Raw genomic sequence first — 21094 nt, forward strand, 5'->3', positions numbered from 1 at the left:
CTTATGGCCCCGGTTGCTCACCCTTGAATCGACAAGCCCCCAGTGCAGGGGTATGACCTGGAAGTCAAACATGAAAAATAAAATCAAATGGATAGGTGCTCTCTTTGTGCTGGTGAACGGATCCTGGGTGTGGGCGGCCAGCCTGCCTGCGGATCTCAAGTGGGAGACCAACGACACCGACCCCGTGTTCGCCTCGCCCAAGGCGCTGCCCGGTGGCAGCATCACCATGTTCGTGGACAGTTTTCCACTGACGTTTCGCACCGTGGGGCCCGATTCCAACGGTGCGTTCCGCTCCTTCATCATGGACAACCAGCTGAGACTCATCAGCTTTCACCCCAATACCGGCAACCCCATTCCGTCGCTCGCGACCCACTGGGCCATCGCGCCGGACAACCAGACCGTCTACTTCAAGCTGGATCCGCGCGCCAAGTGGTCGGACGGCAAGCCGGTGGTTGCCGATGACTACACCTTCGGCTACGAGATGATGCGCTCCAAGGACATCAAGGGGCCCTGGTTCAACAACTACTACACCACCGAAGTGGTGGCGGTGGAGAAGGTTGACGACCACACCATTCTGGTCAAGGCGGGTACCCGCAAGGCCAAGCTGGACCTGCTCAACACCACCGAGTTGTGGCCCCAGCCCAAGCACTACTACAAGCTCACCCCCAACTGGGTGAAGCAGTACAACTGGGCCGTGGTGCCCAACACCGGCCCCTACGTGATGAGCGACGTGAAGAAGGGCAAGTCCATCACCTTCAGCAAGCAGAAGGAGTGGTGGGCAAAGGACGATCGCTACAACCAGCACAGGTTCAACCTCGACACCATCAAGGTGCAGGTGATCCGCGATCACAACATCGCCTTTCGTCACTTCCTGAAAGGAGAGCTCGATACCTTCGAGATGATCCTGCCCAACTGGTGGCATGAAAAAGCAGTCACTCCCGAATACAAGCAGGGATACGTGCAGAAGGTGATGGCCATGACCGACACCAAGCAGGGCGGGCAGGGGGTTCACCTCAATGTCGCCAATCCCAAGCTGGCTGACCTCAACGTGCGGCTCGGCATCCAGCACGCCCTCAACATCGACAAGATGATTAAAACCGTGCTGCGCGGCGACTACGACAGAGCCACTACTTTCGGCTCGGGTTTTGGCGAGTTCACCGACATGCAACTGCCGGAGCGGGCCTATGACATCGCCAAGGCGCGCGACTACTTTGCCAAGGGCGGTTACGCCAAGCCGGGGCCGGACGGCATCCTGCAAAACGACAAGGGGGAGCGGCTGACCCTGGCGCTCACCTACACCAGTCAGGAGCACTCCAAGCGTTTGACCGTGCTCAAAGAAGAGGCCAAAAAGGCGGGGCTGGATCTGGAGCTCAACCTGGTGGACGGCGCCACCGGCTTCAAGGCGATGCTGGAGAAAAAACACGAGGCGGCCTGGCTCGGCTGGGGTGGCGGTGGTCTCTATCCGCAGTATTGGGAGTCGTTCCACTCGGCCAACGCCAACAAGCCGCAGACCAACAATTTGTTCAACGTGGCTGACAAAGAGCTCGATGGGCTGATCGACGCCTACAACGTCGAGTTCGACATGGCCAAGCGGGCAGAGATCTCCCGCCAGATCCAGCAGCGCATCTATGATCTCGCCATCTTCGTGCCCGGGGTGCAGCTCAACTACGTGCGGGCCAGCAGCTGGCGCTACGTGATGCTGCCCGAGGTGCCCGCCACCAAGAACACGCCGGATCTGCTCTACTGGCCCATGGATGGCTACCCTCACAGCAGCGGCGGCCTGCTCTGGCTCGATCCCAAGGTGAAGGAAGAGACCCTGAAGGCCAAGGAGGCAGGGGAGGCGCTGACGCCCATCAACCTGCTCGACAAGACCTATGCACGTCATTGATATGGCGCAGAAGGGAGCAGCAGTCATGTCCAACACACAGGCTCCCCACCCGGGCGCCCAAGAGCATGGGGGGCAGCTCGGCGTTGATGATGGCCAGAGCAAGGCCCCCATTCTGGAGGTGCGCGATCTGGCGGTGGAGTTTGCCGTCGATGACGGCAAGATCAAGGTGCTCGATGGGGTCAGCTTCAAGGTGGCCCCCGGCCAGACGCTGGGGGTGGTCGGTGAGTCCGGCTGCGGCAAGAGCGTCACCTCGCTCGCCATCATGGGGCTGTTGCCCAAACCCCATGGTCAGGTGGTGGCGGGCTCCATCCGCTTTCAGGGGGAGGAGCTGCTGTCGCTTGCGCCGGATCAGATGTACAAGGTGCGTGGCAACCGCATCTCGATGATCTTTCAGGAGCCGATGACGGCGCTCAACCCGGTGCAGACGGTCGGTGATCAGCTGATGGAGGTGTTTCGCCTCCACCGTCCCGACTACAGCAAGGCCCAGCGCAGGGAGGCAGCCATCGCCATGTTGCAGAAGGTGGGGATCCCCGAACCCGCCCAGCGCTTTGCCGTCTATCCCCACAACCTCTCCGGCGGCATGCGCCAGCGGGTGATGATCGCCATGGCGCTCGCCTGCGAGCCTGCGTTGCTCATCTGCGACGAGCCGACCACGGCGCTCGATGTGACCATTCAGGCCCAGATCCTGGAGTTGATGAAGGAGCTGCAGGCCCAGACCGGCATGGCCATCATCTTCATCACCCATGATCTCGGGGTGGTGGCGGAGCTGTGCGACGAGGTGGTGGTGATGTATGCCGGCCGGGCGGTGGAGCAGGCTGACGTGTTCGAGCTGTTTGACCATCCGCGCCATCCCTATACTCATGGTCTGATGAGCTCGATCCCGCGGCTCGAAGATGAGCCCAAGAGCCTGCTCAAGACCATCAAGGGGCAGGTGCCCGCCCTGCACGAGATGCCGGCCGGATGCCGTTTCTCCAACCGTTGTCCCCATGCCACCGAGATCTGCGTGAGCGCCATTCCGGCCACCGAGCAGCTCGCCGAGCGGCATGGGGTGGCCTGCCACCACTGGAGGGAGCTAGCCGTATGAAGACGCTTTTATCGGTGCGCGACGTGAAGCAGCACTTCCAGCTGGGCGGCGGCTTGTTGCGCAAGAAGTATCACGTCTACGCGGTGGACGGCATCAGCTTTGACCTCAAGCAGGGGGAGACGCTGGGGCTGGTGGGCGAGTCCGGCTGCGGCAAGTCGACCCTGGGGCGCACCCTGCTCAAGCTGTTCGAGCCGACCGCCGGCACCATCACCTTCGAGGGGCGCGACATCACCCACCTCCCGCCCAAAGAGATGCGATCTTTGCGCCAGGAGATGCAGATCGTGTTTCAGGATCCTGCGGAATCCCTCAACAGCCGCCACACGGTGGGGCAGATCCTGGAGGAGCCCTTCGTCATCCACGGCAAGGGCAACGCCGAACAGCGGCGGGTCTGGGTACAGGAGCTGCTGGAGAAGGTGGGGCTGCCCGGCAGCGCGGTGGATCGCTATCCCCATGAGTTTTCGGGCGGCCAGCGCCAGCGCATCGGCATCGCCCGGGCCATCGCCCTCAAGCCCAAGCTGCTGGTCTGTGACGAGGCGGTGTCGGCGCTGGATGTGTCGGTACAGTCCCAAATAGTCAACCTGCTGCTCACCCTGCAGCGGGAGATGAACCTCGCCATCATCTTCATCGCCCACGACCTGTCGGTGGTCAAGCACATCTCGGATCGGATTGCGGTGATGTATCTGGGCCGGATCGTCGAGCTGGCCGAGGCCCAGTCGCTCTATCTGGCCCCCCGCCACCCCTATACCCAGGCGCTCATTTCGGCCATTCCGGTGCCGGACCCGCGTCGGCGCAGCCAGCGCATCCTGCTGACGGGAGATGTGCCATCTCCCATCTCGCCGCCGAGCGGCTGCCACTTTCATCAACGCTGCCCTTATGCCGGCGAGCTGTGCCGCACCAAGTCGCCGAGCCTGCAGCCGTGCGACGGGGCCGATCATCAGGTGGCCTGCCACACGCCGTTGCCGCTGGCCGAGGCGATCCCCCTGGGAAAGGCGGTATGATGCCGGTGCCCGCATCGCAGCAAGATGGCACGGGAAACAGCGAATAAAAAATGGGGCCTGCGGGCCCCATCTTCATGGTTGGAGTTCAGGTTTGGCCGTGGAACATCTGGCCAGGGCAGGACAGCTCCCCCGCAAGGGGATGGCTGCTGTGTGGATTGCTGTTTTTGTAATTTTACTACTTAAATGTTCGATCACGCTTTCACGAAATTGCCCGCTGGCGGCATCAGGCGCCATAGCGGAAGTAGTAGTTGCGGGTTGCCGGCGCATAGGTATCTTTCTCTACGACGCCTTTCTTGCTGGTTAAACCCTTCAGGTGGAACAGGACTGCCAGATTCTCAAACATATATTCACCTCATCGCTCTGTCGTTGATTTGTTATCTGTGACCTGGGTCACGCTTTGATCCTATGGCCTTCTGTGAGCTGGATCAACTTTTTGTGTTGTAAATTTACATAAATCATAGAAAGGGTTTTCAAATCCAAGGTTGCTTATGGAGACGGTTTCAGCAGGCTCTTAGATTAATCCCCGTGATCTGGCTGACGGGTCTGGATGAGCCACGGATGGGGGCGGCAGAGCAGTCCGGCGGTTTCGAGGGGAAACATGCCAAGGGTGGGAGCAGGCAAAAAAATACCCCGCACCTGGCGGGGTATATGGTGTGGCCGATCGGCTCTAGCCTGCGGGCTTATTTGGCCGGGATCTGTTCCAGCACGTGAACCAGCAACTGCCAGAACCGCTCGACTGCCGGGATGTGTACCTTCTCACCCGGGGCGTGGGCGCCGCGGATGGTCGGGCCGAAGGAGACCATGTCCCACTCCGGGTAGGCGCTCTTGAACAGACCGCACTCGAGGCCGGCGTGGATCACCATGACGTTCGGCATCTCGCCGAACAGGGTCTGGTAGCTGCTCCGTACCAGCGCCATCACCGGGGAGTCCACGTTCGGTGCCCAGCCCGGGTAGGCACCGGTAAACTCGCAGCTGGCGCCAGCCAGATTGAACAGGGAGCGGGTCATCTGTTCGACGCTCTCGCGACCCGAGTCGATGAGAGAGCGGATCAGGCACTGTACGTACACTTCGCCATCCTGGGTCTTGATGACCCCCAGGTTGGTGGAGGTTTCGGTCACGCCCGGGATGGCATCGCTCATGCGGATCACCCCGTTCGGGCAGGCCATCAGGGAGTCCAGCAGGCGAGCCTGCAGGGACTCGCTCATCAGCTGGGCCGGTTTTTCTTGGGATGTGAGCAGCACGGTCAGGTTGGCTTCGGTGGCGGCGAGCTCGCTCTGGTAGATGCCGGTATAACGGTCAACCAGGGCCTTGAATTCGTTGACGCTGGCGGCGGGCACCAGCAGCTTGGCACGGGCCTCGCGCGGGATGGCGTTGCGCAGGGTGCCGCCATGGATCTCGGCCAGACGCACGCCCAGCGGCTCGGCGGCCTTGAGCAGACGCACCAGCAGCTTGTTGGCGTTGCCGCGGCCGCGATGGATGTCGACCCCGGAGTGACCGCCGCGCAGGCCCTTGACCTGCAGCTCGAAACCTTCGCCCTCGGTGGCGGCAACCAGCTCCAGCGGGAAGCGGATATTGGCATCCACCCCGCCGGCGCAGCCCATGTAGACCTCGCCATCCTCTTCGGAGTCGGTGTTGAGCAGGATCTCGCCCTCCAGCCAGCCCGCTTCCAGGCCGAAGGCGCCGGTCATGCCGGTCTCTTCGTCGGTGGTCAGCAGCACTTCCAGCGGACCGTGCTTGATGGTCTTGTCGGCCAGCACGGCCAGGCAGCCGGCCATGCCCATGCCGTTGTCGGCGCCCAGGGTGGTGCCGCGGGCGGTGACCCATTCACCGTCGATGTAGGCATCGATGGGATCCTTGGTGAAATCGTGCTGGGTGTCGGCGTTGGCTTGCGGCACCATGTCGATGTGCGCCTGCAGCACCACGGCCTTGCGGTTTTCCATCCCCGGCGTGGCCGGTTTCTTGATGATGATGTTGCCGACGGCATCTTGCTTGACCGCCAGACCTTCCCCTTGTGCCCATTGGACGATCCAGGCGCTCAGCTGGGCTTCGTGCTTGGAAGGGTGGGGGATGGAGCAGATCTGTTCGAAGAAATGCCAAATCAGTTTGGGAGAGAGAGAACTAAGCTGTGCCACGTCGGGACTCCTTACCAGCACGGAAGATGACAGGGCCCCGGTAGCGGGGCGAGCAAGAGGATAACGATAATACAGTCAATCACACAAAAATGTGAGCGATCAGCGCAAATTGCGGGCGGCTTGTGCTGGCAAGCGGGGGAATGGCAGCGTACAGCTCCGGTATGGACGAAACGAACCAGCACAAAAGAAAATTTGTGACTAGCATCACAAAAATATTGAGTTTATGGCGCCGGCTGGTAAATTAACGACCGTGGTTCGCCACCCGTCAGGATGACGATGAATGCCTCCAGGGAACCGAAGCAAAGCAAGTGCGCCTCCATGGAACCGAGTGTCCGTTCAAGGATCTGAACCCGCATTAAGGTACGTAACTTGTTAAGCAATCAGGAGTTTATGATGTCAGGCAGCAATTCAACCTATTGGTTCGCCCAGTCTCTTTATACCCAGGGTTTCAACTATCCGAACCCCTACGCCAGCCGCCGTTAAGGCAGGTTGCCGGCCAGGCTGACAGGCAGATCGAAAACAGCAGGCGAGTGAGGAATCCATCCTCCCCCTGCTATTTTTTTATCTGCTGCTCGGCGAACTCAGCCTGGGAGAGGGAAAAGAGGGAGTCAGCCGGACTTGCTTCGATTTTTTTCCTGCATTTCGCATACGTTTGCCAGTCAATTTATCCGCAAACGATGGTATCATGCCCGCCCAACAGCCTGTCTGCGGTCCTGCCCCTTCTGTGACATGACCGCCAGCTCTGCCCATCCTGCTTCCATTGCATCTGTTTTCGCTGCCGAGGGTCTTCTCCCGAGGCGGTCGTGGTGCAAGCCGAATTTGGGAAAAAGGGCCGTCAGCATTAACGAAATCACGTGCGTCAGCACGGGTTTTTAAGTCGTAAGTGATTGTTTTTATTACTCGTTGAGATCGATAGCATGCCAAAAAAATTCTACGTATCGTGGGACAACCTGCAACGTGAAGCGCGCCGTCTGGCCCGCCGTCAACTGCCCGTCAGCCAGTGGAAAGGGATCATCGCGGTCAGCCGCGGCGGCCTGGTACCGGCTGCGCTGATGGCGCGTGAACTTGGCATCCGCAACGTCGAAACCCTCTGCATCTCCAGCTATGACCACAACAACCAGCGTGATCTGGTGGTGGTGAAGGCCGCCACCACCGCAGGTGACGGCGAAGGCTGGCTGGTGGTGGAAGACCTGGTGGACACAGGCACCACCGCCAAGGCGATCCGCGAGCTCTACCCCAAGGCCAAGTTCATCGCGATCTTCGCCAAGCCGATGGGTGAGCAACTGCTGGATGACTTCGAAGTCGCCATCCCGCAGGACACCTGGATCGAACAGCCGTGGGATATGGCGCTGGAGTTTGCCACACCGATCTGCGACGAAGAGTAAGCAGCGAATCAGCTTCACAGGGCTCCTATATGGAGCCCTGTTTTTTTGTGGTGCAACTGGCTGCCGGGCGGGAAAAGTGGTTAAGATGGAGCCATTGCATGACAGTATGAGTAATAGCCTTGGACTTGAACGACGACCTTAACCTGACCGAGAAGCTCTTTACCCGGGTGAAAAAGGTGCTGGAGACCTCGGAAGTCTCCAATTCCAGCCCGGTCGCGGAGCAGGATGACAATGTCGATGAAACTTTCATCGACGGTTCCATGTCATCGCGCTGGTATCGTCTGCTGCGCCGGCCTACCTGGGCCTGGCAGGGGGCGGACCCGGTCGAGGTGGAGCAGACCCTGGCCTGCATCGCCATGGGAGAGGGCGAGCGTACCCACGAGCGCTTCCTGGATACCATCAAGGGTTATGTGCCCGGCAACTGGGTCTATGAGTGGAGCCAGCTGGCTGGCCGCTACTTCAACCGGGGTCGCGAGCTGGTGGCACAGGGCGAGCGGGCCGCCGCTCTGAAAAGCCTGCTCAAGGCGGTGCGCTACTACTCCATCGCCAGCTATCCCCATCTGAAGAATGACGAGCTGGCGGATCAGGCCCAGCTGCTCGGCAACATGGCTTACCGCGAGGCGGGACGCCTGTTCAAGGTGCCGCTCAAGGAGCTGCAGGTGCCGTTTCGCGGCAAGCACATTCAGGGCTACCTGCATCTGCCGACCACCGACAAGCCGGTGCCCCTGGTCATCGTCAGCGGTGGCATCGATTCGCTGCAGGTCGATTTCCTCAATTTCTATCTCAAATGCCTGGAGCCCAACGGCATCGGCATGTTGTCGCTCGATATGCCGGGCATCGGCTATGCCGAGCACTGGCCGCTGGTGCAGGACACCAGCCGGCTGCACCAGGCGGTATTGAATCATCTGTCCGAAGTGGCCTGGGTCGATCACCAGCGCATCGCCATGGTGGGTTTTCGCCTGGCGGGCAATGTGGCGGCACGGCTCGCCTTCATCGAGCCGTTCAAGCTCAGGACCGTGGTCTGCATCGGCGCCGGCGTCAATCAGGTGTTTACCAATCAGGAGATGTTTGCCCGCTGTCCGCGCATGATGCGGGACGGGCTGGCCAACCGGCTGGGGGCCGATGCGGCCCAGTGGGAGTCGCTGCGTACCAAGTGCCAGGTATTTTCACTCAAGACGCAAGGATTGCTGGGGACTCGCACTTCCGTGCCGATATTGAGTATTGGACACAAGAAAGATTTTATTTGTCCCGAGCAGGATGTCCGGGCATTGGCGTCCGCCAGCCGTAACGGCAAGGCGGTGGTGTTCGACAAGCAACCCTTGCTGGAGGTATACGACGAGGCGTTGAAAGAAATGGTCGACTGGCTCAAGAAGCACCTATGTACATGATATAGCGCTAAAATATAACGTCATCCCAGGGTGATGTGGCTTGTTCAACAGGGAGGTTAACATGTCAGAAAGAGTGACCTACAAGCGACTGCTGAGGCAGTTTGCCGCGATTGGCCCCTATTTACGTGAGGACCTGTGTGAAGAGGGGCGTTACCGTTTCGACTGCCTTTCCGTCTGTGTCAGCGCCAAGCCGGCGCCGGACAAACGGGAATTCTGGGGCTGGTGGCTGGTGCTGGAGCAGCAGGATCACAGCTTCAGCTATCACTATCAGGTCGGCTTCTACAACGCCGAAGGGGAGTGGCTCAACAAGCCGCTGCCCAAGAAGCATCAGGCTGAAGTCGAACGTACCCTCAACCACTTCTACAAGCTCATCAGCGACAAGCTGCACCAGCTTGGTTGCCAGCTCGCTCCCGCCGAGCAGGTCACCAACGAGCTGACCGTCACCGCCGCCTGATGACCCGCCGCCCCGCCAGCCACCCATCGGCTGGCGGGGCGTTTCTTTGCTGCTTGCTCCGCTTTGCCTGCCCCCGCCGCCGCCCTGGTGTTAATTGCCTTGCAGGGCAACAGGGCCGTGGGTATAAAGGGATTCCTTATATTTCAGCCTTTTTGCTCCCATGGAAAACAGAACCATAGTCGTCAAACTGGGCACCAGCGTGCTCACCGGGGGATCTTCCCAGCTCAATCGTGCCCACATGGTCGAGCTGGTCAGACAGTGTGCAGCCTTGCACCGTCACGGCCACAGGGTCGTGGTGGTCACCTCGGGGGCCATTGCGGCCGGCCGTGAGCATCTGGGCCACCCTCCATTGGCGCCAACCCTGCCCAACAAGCAGATGCTGGCGGCCGTCGGCCAGACCCAGCTGATCCGGGTATGGCAGGATCTGTTCAACCTCTATGGGCTGCACATCGGTCAAATGTTGCTGACCCGCGCCGATCTTGAAGATCGCGAGCGTTACCTCAATGCCCGCGACACCCTGCGTACCCTGCTCGATCACCGCATCATCCCGGTCATCAACGAGAACGACGCGGTGGCGACAGCCGAAATCAAGGTAGGCGACAACGACAACCTCTCCGCTCGCGCCGCCATCCTGGCCGATGCGGATCTGCTGATCCTGCTCACCGACCAGAAGGGGCTGTTTACCGCCGATCCCCGTACCAACCCGGATGCCCAGCTCATCGAAGAGGTGCAGACCATCGACGACACCCTGCGCAAGCTGGCGGGTGACAGCGTCAGCGGGCTTGGTACCGGCGGCATGGCCACCAAGCTGCAGGCCGCCGACGTGGCGCGCCGCGCCGGCGTCAACGTGGTGATCGCCACCGGCCAGATGCCGGAAGTGGTCGGCCGTCTCGCCAAGGGCGAGCGCATCGGCACCCTGTTCCCGGCGCTGGCGTCGCCGCTGGAAGGGCGCAAGAGCTGGATCCTGGCAGGGCCTCCTCCCCACGGCGAAGTGCAGGTGGATCAGGGCGCCGTGGCCGCCATGCAGGAGAAGGGTTCCAGCCTGCTGCCCAAGGGCATAGTGGCGGTGAAGGGTGATTTCGTGCGTGGCGACGTGGTGCGCATTCTCGATCCCAAGGGGGCCGAGCTGGCGCGCGGCATCTGCCGTTACAATCATCTGGAGCTGGACAAGCTGCGTGGCGTCCATTCGGACAACATCGAACAGGTGCTGGGTTACGGCTATGGCGCCGTGGCCATCCACCGCGACGACATGGTGCTGCTGTGAGCCGCCAGCCGCTGCCACGCAAAGGCAGCGGCACATCAAGATAAAGGGGGACGCCGCCATCGGGCGGCCCCGCAAGAACCAAAGGGAAGAGAGATGAGTCTGGAGAAAATGGGGCAGGCGGCCCGTGAAGCCGCCTATCAGCTGGCCACCGTCAGCACGGCGCAGAAGAACCGGGCGCTGGCCGCCATCGCCGACGAGCTGGAGGCACGCAGCCACCAGATCCTGGCCGCCAACGAGAAAGACATCGCCGCCGGCCGTGCGGCGGGCTTGTCAGAAGCCATGCTGGATCGGCTGCTGCTCAACCCGGCCCGGCTGGCCGGTATCGTGGCGGACGTGCGCAAGGTGATCTCTCTGGACGATCCGGTCGGGGCCGAAATCGACAGCCGGGTGTTGGAGAACGGCCTGCGCCTCTCCCGCCGCCGGGTGCCCATCGGGGTCATCGGCGTCATCTACGAGGCGCGTCCCAACGTCACCATCGACATCGCCAGCCTCTGCCTCAAGACCGGCAACGCCAGCATACTGCGTGGCGGGCGCGAAACCTTCCACTCCAACTTGGAGCTGGTGCGGGTGATCCAGAGTGCGCTGGCGGCCTCCGGCCTGCCGCGCGATGCGGTGCAATACATCGACAACCCGGATCGGGCGCTGGTGGGCGAGCTGCTGCGCCTCGACCGCTACGTGGACATGATTATCCCCCGCGGCGGCGCCGGGCTGCACAAGATGTGCAAGGAGAACAGCTCCATTCCGGTGATCATCGGTGGTTTCGGCATCAGCCACATCTTCGTGGACGAGAGCGCCGATCTGGCGCGCTCCCTGGCGGTCATCGACAACGCCAAGGTGCAGCGCCCCTCCGCCTGCAATGCCCTCGACAGCCTGCTGGTGCATGAGAAGGTGGCCGCGACCCTGTTGCCGCAGCTGGTGGACTTAATGAACGAGCGCAAGGTGGCCCTGGTCGCTACCCCCGAGGCCATGCCGCTGCTGGCGGGCGCCGACAGCCTGCGTGCCGCCGGCCCGGAAGACTTCGATACCGAGTGGCTCTCGCTGACCCTGGGGGTCAAGCTGGTGGCGGATGTGAACGAGGCACTGGCCCATATGCGCGAGCACAACGCCGGTCACTCCGATGCCATCCTCACCAACGATCTGGCCAACGCCGAGCGTTTCGTCAACGGGGCCGGTTCGGCGGCGGTCTACGTCAACGCCTCCACCCGCTTCACCGACGGCGGCCAGTTCGGGCTGGGCGCCGAGGTGGCGGTCTCGACCCAGATGCTGCACGCCCGCGGCCCCATGGGGCTGACCGAACTCACCAGCTACAAGTGGGTGGGATTGGCGGACTATCTGAGTCGCGCCTGACGCCTTTGTGGTCCTGTGTGAAGATGCCGACTCAGGTCGGCATTTTTTTGCTTTTTTCTTGCCTGCTATCAGGGGCTTGCATATAACTATCCAGCGAGGTGTGGCGATATTTTGAGCGCTGCGCTAGCCACAAAAACGGGAGCAGATTCAAGGATGAAGCAAACAGATTGGATGAAGCGCTGGGGCGCGCTCTGGCTGGGGTTGCCGCTGCTGCTGGGGGCGATTTGCTTCAGCAGCAGCAGCCACGCCAGCTGGGATCAGGATCTCTACCGCCAGTTGGGGCTGGCCGGCAAGCTCGACAAACAGGTATTTCGCAAGGCCATCAACAGTTACCAGAGCGTGCGCCACAAGCGCAAACCCATTCTCACCATCATCGACTACAGCAAACCCTCGACCATGCGCCGGCTGTTCGTCATCGACGTGAAACGCCACAAGCTGCTCTACCACACCTGGGTCAGCCATGGCCGCAACTCGGGCGAGCTGGCCGCCAACCAGTTTTCCAACCAGTTCAACTCCATGAAGAGCTCGCTCGGGGTCTATCGCACCGCCGAGACCTATCAGGGCAAGCACGGCTATTCGCTGCGCCTCGATGGCCTGAGCCCAGGCCAGAACAGCAATGCCCGCAAGCGGGCCATCGTGGTGCACGGCGCCGACTATGCCAGCCCGCGCCATCTGCGCAAATATGACAAGCTGGGCCGCAGCTGGGGCTGCCCCGCACTGCCCAAGGAGCAGTCCAGGGCCATCATCGACATCATCAAGGGGGGCAGCGTCATCTACGCCCACGGCTGAGGCCTGTCCGCGAGCCCAAATAGAAAAGGCCAGCGAATGCTGGCCTTTTGCAGTGAGTCTGGGGTTGCGGCTACTTGCGCACCACCAGCACGGGGCAGGGGGCATGGCGCACCACGGACTCGGCCACGCTGCCTACCAGCAGATGGCTGATGCCCGAGCGGCCGTGGCTGCCCATCACCACCAGGTCGGCTTTCTCTTCCTTGGCCTGCACGACGATCTCGTCGGCGGCGCGACCGAAGCGCACCTCGAAGGTGGCCGGAATCGGCAGGCTGGCGATCAGCTCCTTCATCTGGCTCTTGGCCTGACGCTCCATCTCGTGGGTGATCTCGATGGCGGTCATGTGCAGGATCTTGTAGCTGTCGAAGCCGTGCAGTTGATCCACCACATGAACCAGTTTGAGTTCGGCCTTGTGGCTCTGGGCCATGAAGACGGCATAGTCGAGCACGGCCTGTGACATCTGGGAAAAATCGACCGGACAGAGCAGGGTTTTAATGGATGGCATATGAAGGCTCCCCTATGTTGGGTTACTAATGAATCTTATTGTCAATAATACCGATTCAGCGGGCAATAACCCTCGACTCGCTCGCAAAACCGGGAAAAAGAGGTGCGTTGCCGGCAGATCTTCATATCATGGGGAATGGCTTGGGCGCGGCTGCAAATGGCATCGCCTGCGGAGAAACGGTAAGACATGATTCGTTTGTTGCTTTCATTGACGTTGCTGATTTGCTGGCCGGGTCGGGCCGATCCCCTCTATGTCTATTGCGATGACTGGCCGGGCTTCTGCCAGCCGGATGGCAGGGGCGTCTATCTGGACATAGTGCGGGCCATCTATCAGCCCAACGGCTACCAGGTCATGCCGCGCATCGTGCCCTACAAGAGGGCCCTGGCGGTGATCGCCCAGAAAGGGGGCGACATGGCGATGGGGGTCTATCGGGATGAGGTGAGCGGCGTGCTGCAACCCCGCCATCCCGCCTCGGCCGACGATCTGACGGTGCTGATGCTCAAGAAGTGGCGGCCCCAGTGGCAAGGGGAACACAGTCTGAGCGGGCAGGGGGTGGTGTGGCTGCGGGGCTGGGCCTTTGACAAGTACATACCGGTCTCCATGCGCTGGCACGAGATCGACAGCCACGACATGGCGCTGCAGCTGCTGGCCAAGGAGCGCTATCGCTACTACCTGACCGCCGGGGTGCTCTACTCGGCGGATTCCATTCCCGCCAACATGCAGCGCATCTTCCTGCGCTGGGTCCCGACCTATCCCATCTTTGCCGATACCGAGAAGGGGCGCAGCCTGCAACAGCTCTGGGATCAAGGCATGGTCAATCTGGTGCGACATGGCACCCTGGCCGAGATCTACCGGCGCTACCGGCTCTACGACTACTACCGCGATTTCATCAAGCAGCAGGAGCAGAGGCTAGCCCCTGGCAACTAAAGCGCCCTGCGCCGGGGGCTGGTTACTTGTGCAGGCTCTCTTCGATCAGCTTGCCGAGTTGCCGCGCAACTGCTTGGCCAGCCGGTCATAGAGGATCACATTGACCGAGGCCGCCAGATTCATGCAGCCCTTGGCTGTGGTTACGTAGAGCACCTGCTGCTTACTTGGCACGCAGTTGCTTGGCCAGTCGGTCGTAGAGGATCACATTGACCGAGGCTGCCAGATTCATGCAACCGTGCGTCGGGACGTAGATCACCTCCTGCACCGCCTTGAAGCGGGCGGGATCCAGGGTGCCGTCCTCCGGGCCGAAGATGTAGAAGGCGCGCGCCGGGTGCACATACTCGGGCAGCGAGGTGGCCCCCTCGATCAGATCCACCAGCACCGGCGTGCAGCCGGCCGGCACCATCTCCATCAGATCGTCGACCCCGAGCAGGGGGATCTTCTCCACCATCTGCTTGGTATCGGTGGCGAAGCGGCGTGCCAGTTCGAAGCGGTTGCCCGTGTAGTAGACCTCGTCCGCCCCGTAGCAGCCGGCGGCTCGCATCACGGCCCCCACGTTCTCCGGTGACTTGGGGTTGACCAGCCCGATGCAGCAATAGCCTGCGTCGCCGTGCGCTTCCGGCTCGCCCCTCTGTGGCGGCAGGCATTCGTGGTCTGACTCTCTCATCTCGCTCTCCTCTGTGGCGGCCGCATTATACCCCCGCGCCGTCCCTTGCCCAGCGTGCGGAGTCCACTCCCGCCTGACGGGCCCAACAAGGGGGCGCTTGCACCGTCCCGGCGCAACCGCTCGCTGCCGAATGCCGTCCAGGCGCATTTTGCATCCTGGCGCGAGGTTTGCAGTCATCCCAGGAGAGAGTAAATGCGGCTTATCCGGACAAAGGCGTCCGTCCCCAGCGGGGGCGGGCGCTTTTTTTATGGGCCATGGCAGCGGCGACCCAGGGATGGGGAGTCGGACGACGAGGAGCAAGGGAATGAACACCACCTGTGCCTATTGTGGAGTGGGCTGCGGCATCCGGCTGAGCCGGGAGGGGGATGACTGGCAGTTGCAGGGGGATGAGGAGCATCCGGCCAACGCGGGGGCTCTGTGCGTCAAGGGGGCCAGTCTGCTGGAGAGCCTGGATTTTCCCGATCGCCTGCTCTATCCGCGCTGGCTGGGGGAGCGCATCGGCTGGGAGCAGGCCCTGGATACCCTGGCGGAGCGTTTCGCCGCCATTCTGGCCGAATCCGGGCCACAGGCCATCGGCATCTACCTGTCGGGCCAGCTCACCACCGAGGATTACTACGTCGCCAACAAGCTGATGAAGGGCTATCTCGGCAGTGCCAACGTGGACACCAACTCCCGGCTCTGCATGTCGTCGGCGGTGGCGGCCCATCAGCGTGCCTTCGGCGAGGATCTGGTGCCCGCCTGCTACGAGGATCTGGAGCTGGCGGATCTGGTGGTGATCACGGGTGCCAACACCGCCTGGACTCACCCCGTGCTGTTTCGTCGCCTGCAGCAGGCGCGGGCACGGCGCCCCGAGCTCAGGCTGGTGGTGCTGGACCCGCGCCGCACCATGACGGCGGAGCAGGGGGACCTGCACCTGGCCCTCAGGCCCGGCAGCGACGTGGCGCTGTGGAACGGTCTGTGCCGTTATCTGCTCGATAACGACGGTTGGGACAAGGATTACGTGGCGCGCCATGTGAGCGGCTTCGAGGCGCTCGCGGCGGCGCTGGACGATCCGGCCTGGCAGCTGGAGGCGGTGGCCCAGAGCTGCGACCTGGCGCCAGGGGATCTGCTCGGCTTCTATCGGCTGTTTGCCCGCACCCCCAAAACCGTCACCCTGTTCTGCCAGGGGATCAACCAGTCCAATCAGGGGGTGGACAAGGCCAACGCCATCATCAACGCCCACCTGCTGTGCGGGCGCATCGGCAAGCCGGGTGCGGCCCCCTTCTCCATGACCGGGCAGCCGAATGCCATGGGCGGGCGCGAGGTGGGCGGGCTGGCGACCCAGCTGGCGGCTCACATGGGCTTTGGCGAGGTCGAGTGCGACCGGGTGCAGCGCTTCTGGCAGAGCCCGACCATGGTGCGCGGGCCGGGCCACAAGGCGGTGGCGCTGTTCGAGGCGGTGCACCGGGGGGAGATCCGCGCGCTCTGGGTGCTCGGCACCAACCCGGCGGTCTCCCTGCCCGACGGCAACCGGGTGCGCGAGGCGCTGGCTCGCTGCGAGCTGCTGGTGGTCTCCGAGGTGACGGCCAACACCGACACGGCGCGCCTCGCCCACCTGCTGCTGCCCGCCGCCGCCTGGGGCGAGAAGAGCGGCACCGTCACCAACTCGGAGCGCACCATCAGCCGCCAGCGCGCCTTCCTGCCCCTGCCGGGGGAAGCCAGGCCCGACTGGTGGGCGCTGACCCGGCTGGCCCGCCGGCTCGGCTTCGGCGAAGGGTTTGCCTATGAGCACGAGCACGAGATCTTCTGCGAGCACGCCGCCCTGTCGGGCTTTGAGAACGAGGGGCAACGCCAGTTCGACATCTCCGGGCTGGCGCATCTCAGCCGCGCCGAGTTCGAGGCGCTGGCACCCCTGCGCTGGCCCGTCAATGCCCGCTGGCCCGTCAATGCCCGCTGGCCCCAGGGCCGGGCCCGGCTGTTCGAGGACGGGCGCTTCGCCACCCCGGATGGTCGCGCCCGTCTGCTACCCCTGACCCAGCTCTTTCCCCCCGAGCCTGTCGCCGCGCCAGAAGCGGTGCGGCCGCCGGCGGGTCTCTCCTTGTTGCTTAACAGTGGTCGGCTGCGGGATCAGTGGCACACCATGACTCGCACCGGCCACGTACCGCGCCTGCAGGAGGCCGAGCCCTGGCCCAGGGTGCGGCTCGGCGCCGCCAGCCTGCTGGCGCTGGGGCTCAAGGAGGGGGATCTGGTGCGCCTTCACAACGGGCTGGGGGACGCGCGGCTGCTGGTGGGGCTGGACGAGGGGCTCAGGGAGGGGGAGGCCTTCCTGCCCATGCACTGGACCGACAGCCAGTGCAGTCTGGGGGCGGTCAATCGCCTCATTGCCGCCGTGGTGGATCCCCTTTCTGGCCAGCCCATGTTCAAGCAGGGGCAGGTGCGGGCCGAGCCGCAGCCGACTCTCTGGCAGGGGCTCTGGCTCGGTCGGCGAGACTGGGGCGAGCCGCTGGACTGGTGGGCCAGGCGCCCGTTGCCGGAGGGCAACTGCACCCTGCTGGCCTCCTGGTCAGAGACGCCCGAAGCCCTGTGGCAGCGGCTGGCAACCCAGGGGCGCTGGCTGCGACTGCCGCTGGCGTCGGGCTGGCTCGCCGTGGCGCTGGCCGGGGATCGCATCGACGGCCTGTTGTTGGTGGGGGAGCGACGCCCGGACATCAAGGTCGAGCTGCTGGCGAGTCTGCTCGGCACCCCGCTGCAGGCGGTAGCCCTGAGCCAGACCCTGAACGCGGCCCTGCTGGGAGAGAGCCGGCTGATCTGCTCTTGCCTGCGGGTGTCGGAGCAGCGCATCGTCGACGCCATCGTGCGACAGGGGGTGAGCGAGCTGGCGGGGCTGCAGGCTCTGCTCGGCTGCGGCAGCAACTGCGGCACCTGCTTGCCAGAGATCGACAAGCTGTTGATCAAGCATGTTTTTATCGCCACCGCTTAAGACGGGATACAAGGAGTCTGTGATGAGCCAAATCAGTCTGGTAGGGGCCGGTCCCGGCCCGCTCGAGTTGTTGACCCTGCGTGCGCTGCAGCGGATCGAGGCGGCGGAGGTGGTGGTCTATGACCGCCTGGTGGGGGAAGAGATCCTGGCCCGCATTCCCCAGGGGGCGGCCCGCTTCGACGTGGGCAAGCGCTGCGGCGAGCCGAGCCCGAGTCAGGCACAGATCAACGCCCTGTTGCTGGCGCTGGCTCGCACCGGCAAGCGGGTGGTGCGGCTCAAGGGGGGCGATCCCCTGGTGTTCGGCCGTGGTGGTGAGGAGGCGCTGCACCTGGCGCGCCACGGCATCGCCGCCGAGCTGGTGCCCGGCATCACGGCGGCGCTCGGCTGCGCCGCCAGCAGCCTGATCCCGCTGACCCACAGGGGGCTGGCCCGCTCCCTGACCCTGGTCACCGGCCACCTGATGGACGAGGGCGACTATCAGGGCTGGCAGGGGCTGACCCGGGCCGGCCACACTCTGGTGTTCTACATGGGGCTGGAGCGGGCGGCCGAGATCCGGCAGGGGTTGCTGGCGGCCGGTGCCTCACCGGATCTGCCGGTGGCGCTGGTGGTGGCCGGTTGCAGCGCCCGCCAGCAGGTCCATGAGACCCGGCTGGACGGGCTGGCGCAGGCCGCCTTGGCCCTGCTCGGCCAGAGCCCGGTGCTGATGATCATGGGGGAGGTGGTGCGCCTTCGCGCCGAGCTGCAGGGCCTGCTGGGACAGGCGCTGGATCGGGTGGCCTGAGCCGCCGCCCCCCTCTACCTCTACTACCTCCAGAGGAATAAAAAGGGGGTAGATTCAAACAGTTGGCGCTCATGTTGCCTCTGTGGTGACAGACCACAGTGGTGGCAGACCAATCGAATGCCGTTGGCAAGGAGCGCCATGACCATTCTCACTTCAGGGGGCCCCGCTGGCCCCGTTTCCCGCCTGCTGATCCACGCCGATGAGCCGGGTCAGGCCAACCGGCTGGCCCTCTTGGTCAGCCAGTATGGCCATCAGCCCAGGATCCTCGACACTCGCCAGCTGCTGAGCCCGGACGGGCAGGGAGATGCCCTGCTCGTCAGCAGTCGCCGTTTCGACGCCGAGACGCGGCTCGGTCTCTCCCTATGGCCCGACATGCCGCGCCTGCTGTTTTGCGAGCGGATCGGCACCGAGCCCCAGATAGCCCTGTTGCAGCAGGGGGTGCTGCTGGTGCCGCATCCGTGCGGCGAGCGGGAACCGGTGGAGCAGTGGCTGCGCCTCGCCCGCAGCCAGCTGGCCATGGTGCAGGCGCTGGCCCGAACCGAGAGCGAGCTGCGCCAGCAGCTGGTGGAGCGGAGGCTGATCGAGCAGGCCAAGGGGAGGCTGATGCGCCACCAGGGGCTGGACGAGGAGCAGGCCTACCGGCTGATGCGCAGCACCGCCATGAGCCGCCACCTGAGCCTGGGGGAGCTGGCACGGCAACTGCTGTTGGCACTGCCCGCCTGAGAACCGGGTCCACGCTCCTACTGCGAGGTCGTGATCAAGGCTCATGTGCTGCTCGGAATCCTCATTTATGTCTATAAACTCCGGTTCCTGCGCTGCTCTTTACCTTGCTGACGACCTCTCATGACAGATCGCGAACCGGTTCTGAAGGGACTGACAAACCGTTTTGGTGCAACTGCGCCTCATTGAGGCGCATAAACGAGCGGGGGAGGCGCACCCGGGCCGCTCAGGGCCCGCCAGCGGCGGTTCGGCCAGATTGGCACGGAAAGTGAATTAACGAACAGACAGAACAAGACGCAGTGGTGAGGCCGCAAGGCTTCACCGGCAACAGGGCAAAGAAGCCTCACCGATCCCGGATCGGTGGGGCTTTTTTTTGGTCGTCATCCTGCAACGAGGCAGGCGGGCGGCAGCCCGGAACAGGGAACCGAGCGAGCGAGGGAATGGCATGAACAGACGACAAGGATGTGCGGGGATGCTGCTGGCGGTGCTGTCACTGCCGGCGCTGGCCGCGGTGGGGGCGCCCGAGCAGGAGGAGATCAAGCTCGGCTTCATCAAGCTGACCGACATGGCGCCGCTGGCGGTGGCCTATGAGCGCGGCTATTTCGAGGACGAGGGGCTCTACGTCACCCTGGAGGCCCAGGCGAACTGGAAGATCCTGCTGGATCGGGTGATCGATGGCGAGCTGGACGGCGCCCAGATGCTGGCAGGCCAGCCCCTGGCGGCTCACATCGGCATCGGTACCCAGGCCGAGCTGGTGACGGCGTTTGCCATGGATCTCAACGGCAACGCCATCACGGTGGCCAAGCCGGTGTGGGCCGCCATGGCGGCCCAACTGCCCAAGCCGGTGGCGGGCAAGGTACCGGCGCCGGTGAGCGCCGCCGCCCTCAAGCCGGTGGTGGAACAATACCGGCAGGCGGGCAAGCCGTTCAACATGGGGATGGTGTTCCCCGTCTCCCCCCACAACTACGAGCTCAGGTATTGGCTGGCGGCCGGCGGCCTGAATCCCGGTTTCTATGCACCCAAACTGGGGGACAACTCGGGCCAGCGCCAGGCAGACGTGCTGCTGTCGGTGACGCCGCCGCCGCAGATGCCCGCCACCCTGGAGGCGGGCACCATCGCCGGCTACAGCGTGGGGGAGCCCTGGAACCAGCAAGCGCTCGCCAAGGGGATCGGGGTGCCGGTCATCACCGATCAGGAGATCTGGCGCAACAACCCGGAGAAGGTGTTCGGCGTCACCCGGCAGTGGGCCGAGCGCCACCCCAACGCCCACATCCGGCTGGTGAAGGCGCTGCTGCGGGCGGCCTGGTGGCTGGATGCCGAGCAGAACGGCAACCGGCGCGAGGCGGCCAGACTCTTGGCAAAACCCGAGTACGTGGGGGCGGACGAGGCGGTGATCGCCAGCTCCATGACCGGCACCTTCGAGTACGCCAAGGGGGACGTGCGCCAGTTGCCGGACTTCAACGTCTTCTTTCGCCATCACGCTACCTACCCCTACTACTCGGACGCCATCTGGTATCTGACCCAGATGCGGCGCTGGGGCCAGATCCCCGAGGCCAAGCCGGATGCCTGGTTCGAGCAGGTAGCCAAGGCGGTGTATCAACCCGAGGTCTACCGCCAGGCCGCCGAGGCGCTGATCGCCGAGGGCAAGCTCAAGGCGCAGGACTTCCCCGACTTTGCCAGTGAGCAGGGCTATCGCGGCCCGCAGGATGGCTTCATCGACGGCCTCATCTACGACGGCCGCCACCCCAACGCCTATCTGCAGCAGTTCGCCATCGGCCTCAAGGGCGATGAGCGGGTGCAATGAGCGAG

The 21094-nt window shown here is 63.5% G+C and carries 17 protein-coding genes and 1 pseudogene; 14 read left to right on the plus strand and 4 right to left on the minus strand.

All coding sequences use genetic code 11. The features are described from left to right. The first annotated feature begins 70 nt into the window (after positions 1-70). Genes ACB032_RS00295 through ACB032_RS00305 form a run of 3 tightly spaced genes read left to right on the plus strand, consistent with a single transcriptional unit; the run spans position 71 to position 3970 of the window. A complete protein-coding gene (locus tag ACB032_RS00295; RefSeq protein ID WP_371137105.1) occupies positions 71-1888 on the plus strand; it encodes an extracellular solute-binding protein in 1818 nt (605 codons plus the stop codon). Positions 1889-1913: 25 nt separating this feature from the next. Beyond that, positions 1914-2972 (plus strand): ABC transporter ATP-binding protein, encoded by a 1059-nt coding sequence (locus tag ACB032_RS00300; RefSeq protein ID WP_371137106.1) that lies wholly within the window; start codon positions 1914-1916, stop codon positions 2970-2972. Beyond that, on the plus strand, positions 2969-3970 hold the full coding sequence (locus tag ACB032_RS00305; RefSeq protein WP_077095677.1) for an ABC transporter ATP-binding protein: 1002 nt from the start codon (positions 2969-2971) through the stop codon (positions 3968-3970). The genes ACB032_RS00300 and ACB032_RS00305 overlap by 4 nt, the downstream gene beginning before the upstream one ends. A gap of 680 nt (positions 3971-4650) precedes the next feature. On the opposite strand, the gene ACB032_RS00310 is transcribed toward ACB032_RS00305, so the two are convergent. Next, positions 4651-6102: an aminoacyl-histidine dipeptidase gene (locus tag ACB032_RS00310; protein WP_029304339.1), complete on the minus strand. Its 1452-nt coding sequence runs from the start codon at positions 6100-6102 to the stop codon at positions 4651-4653. Positions 6103-7019: 917 nt separating this feature from the next. On the opposite strand from ACB032_RS00310, the gene gpt reads away from it, so the two are divergent. The 6 genes and pseudogenes from gpt to ACB032_RS00340 all read left to right on the plus strand — a co-directional run bounded on the left by gpt (position 7020) and on the right by ACB032_RS00340 (position 12729). Beyond that, complete coding sequence (gene gpt / locus ACB032_RS00315) at positions 7020-7487, plus strand: xanthine phosphoribosyltransferase (RefSeq protein ID WP_011707189.1); 468 nt, start codon at positions 7020-7022, stop codon at positions 7485-7487. A gap of 119 nt (positions 7488-7606) precedes the next feature. Further along, entirely contained in the window at positions 7607-8875 is a 1269-nt protein-coding gene (gene frsA / locus ACB032_RS00320) for an esterase FrsA (protein ID WP_011707188.1), read from the plus strand. 61 nt (positions 8876-8936) lie between these two features. Beyond that, entirely contained in the window at positions 8937-9329 is a 393-nt protein-coding gene (gene crl, locus ACB032_RS00325; protein WP_011707187.1) for a sigma factor-binding protein Crl, read from the plus strand. 160 nt (positions 9330-9489) lie between these two features. After that, the gene (gene proB / locus ACB032_RS00330; RefSeq protein WP_011707186.1) at positions 9490-10593 is read left to right on the plus strand and encodes a glutamate 5-kinase; all 1104 of its coding nucleotides are present in this window, start codon (positions 9490-9492) and stop codon (positions 10591-10593) included. Between the two features lie 81 nt (positions 10594-10674). Next, a pseudogene (locus tag ACB032_RS00335) lies at positions 10675-11940 on the plus strand (glutamate-5-semialdehyde dehydrogenase); the annotation flags it as partial. A gap of 153 nt (positions 11941-12093) precedes the next feature. After that, positions 12094-12729, plus strand: coding sequence for a murein L,D-transpeptidase catalytic domain family protein (locus ACB032_RS00340; protein ID WP_168756006.1), 636 nt, complete (start codon positions 12094-12096; stop codon positions 12727-12729). Between the two features lie 70 nt (positions 12730-12799). Here ACB032_RS00340 and ACB032_RS00345 read toward each other — a convergent pair whose 3' ends face one another. Continuing rightward, positions 12800-13231: a universal stress protein gene (locus ACB032_RS00345; RefSeq protein WP_011707183.1), complete on the minus strand. Its 432-nt coding sequence runs from the start codon at positions 13229-13231 to the stop codon at positions 12800-12802. Between the two features lie 186 nt (positions 13232-13417). On the opposite strand from ACB032_RS00345, the gene ACB032_RS00350 reads away from it, so the two are divergent. Further along, positions 13418-14158 (plus strand): hypothetical protein, encoded by a 741-nt coding sequence (locus ACB032_RS00350; RefSeq protein WP_139393678.1) that lies wholly within the window; start codon positions 13418-13420, stop codon positions 14156-14158. Positions 14159-14203: 45 nt separating this feature from the next. Here ACB032_RS00350 and ACB032_RS00355 read toward each other — a convergent pair whose 3' ends face one another. Together ACB032_RS00355 and ACB032_RS00360 are read right to left on the minus strand one after the other, a co-directional pair. Continuing rightward, positions 14204-14311 carry an RNA methyltransferase gene (locus ACB032_RS00355; RefSeq protein ID WP_371137384.1) on the minus strand — a complete coding sequence of 36 codons (108 nt, stop codon included), beginning with the start codon at positions 14309-14311 and terminating at the stop codon, positions 14204-14206. Between the two features lie 7 nt (positions 14312-14318). Next, positions 14319-14825 (minus strand): RNA methyltransferase, encoded by a 507-nt coding sequence (locus ACB032_RS00360; protein ID WP_259231771.1) that lies wholly within the window; start codon positions 14823-14825, stop codon positions 14319-14321. Positions 14826-15129: 304 nt separating this feature from the next. Between ACB032_RS00360 and ACB032_RS00365 the strand changes: the two genes are divergently transcribed. The 4 genes from ACB032_RS00365 (at position 15130) to ACB032_RS00380 (ending at position 21089) form a co-directional block, all read left to right on the plus strand. Next, complete coding sequence (locus ACB032_RS00365; protein WP_371137107.1) at positions 15130-17784, plus strand: molybdopterin-dependent oxidoreductase; 2655 nt, start codon at positions 15130-15132, stop codon at positions 17782-17784. A gap of 22 nt (positions 17785-17806) precedes the next feature. After that, positions 17807-18565 (plus strand): uroporphyrinogen-III C-methyltransferase, encoded by a 759-nt coding sequence (cobA, locus tag ACB032_RS00370; protein WP_201885451.1) that lies wholly within the window; start codon positions 17807-17809, stop codon positions 18563-18565. 138 nt (positions 18566-18703) lie between these two features. Beyond that, positions 18704-19288, plus strand: coding sequence for an ANTAR domain-containing response regulator (locus ACB032_RS00375; RefSeq protein ID WP_236766468.1), 585 nt, complete (start codon positions 18704-18706; stop codon positions 19286-19288). Between the two features lie 442 nt (positions 19289-19730). Continuing rightward, positions 19731-21089 (plus strand): CmpA/NrtA family ABC transporter substrate-binding protein, encoded by a 1359-nt coding sequence (locus ACB032_RS00380; protein ID WP_371137108.1) that lies wholly within the window; start codon positions 19731-19733, stop codon positions 21087-21089. Positions 21090-21094 lie beyond the last annotated feature (5 nt).

The organism is Aeromonas sp. S5(2024) (assembly GCF_041403025.1).
Taxonomy (GTDB): Bacteria; Pseudomonadota; Gammaproteobacteria; order Enterobacterales; family Aeromonadaceae; genus Aeromonas; species Aeromonas hydrophila.

Coding starts and splice junctions, on each gene's coding strand:
- ACB032_RS00300 (WP_371137106.1), top strand. CDS start 1,914: ATGTCCAACACACAGGCTCCCCACCCGGGCGCCCAAGAGCATGGGGGG.
- ACB032_RS00380 (WP_371137108.1), top strand. CDS start 19,731: ATGAACAGACGACAAGGATGTGCGGGGATGCTGCTGGCGGTGCTGTCA.
- proB (WP_011707186.1), top strand. CDS start 9,490: ATGGAAAACAGAACCATAGTCGTCAAACTGGGCACCAGCGTGCTCACC.
- crl (WP_011707187.1), top strand. CDS start 8,937: ATGTCAGAAAGAGTGACCTACAAGCGACTGCTGAGGCAGTTTGCCGCG.
- ACB032_RS00345 (WP_011707183.1), bottom strand. CDS start 13,231: ATGCCATCCATTAAAACCCTGCTCTGTCCGGTCGATTTTTCCCAGATG.
- ACB032_RS00375 (WP_236766468.1), top strand. CDS start 18,704: ATGACCATTCTCACTTCAGGGGGCCCCGCTGGCCCCGTTTCCCGCCTG.
- cobA (WP_201885451.1), top strand. CDS start 17,807: ATGAGCCAAATCAGTCTGGTAGGGGCCGGTCCCGGCCCGCTCGAGTTG.
- ACB032_RS00360 (WP_259231771.1), bottom strand. CDS start 14,825: ATGAGAGAGTCAGACCACGAATGCCTGCCGCCACAGAGGGGCGAGCCG.
- gpt (WP_011707189.1), top strand. CDS start 7,020: ATGCCAAAAAAATTCTACGTATCGTGGGACAACCTGCAACGTGAAGCG.
- ACB032_RS00305 (WP_077095677.1), top strand. CDS start 2,969: ATGAAGACGCTTTTATCGGTGCGCGACGTGAAGCAGCACTTCCAGCTG.
- ACB032_RS00365 (WP_371137107.1), top strand. CDS start 15,130: ATGAACACCACCTGTGCCTATTGTGGAGTGGGCTGCGGCATCCGGCTG.
- ACB032_RS00340 (WP_168756006.1), top strand. CDS start 12,094: ATGAAGCAAACAGATTGGATGAAGCGCTGGGGCGCGCTCTGGCTGGGG.
- ACB032_RS00295 (WP_371137105.1), top strand. CDS start 71: ATGAAAAATAAAATCAAATGGATAGGTGCTCTCTTTGTGCTGGTGAAC.
- ACB032_RS00350 (WP_139393678.1), top strand. CDS start 13,418: ATGATTCGTTTGTTGCTTTCATTGACGTTGCTGATTTGCTGGCCGGGT.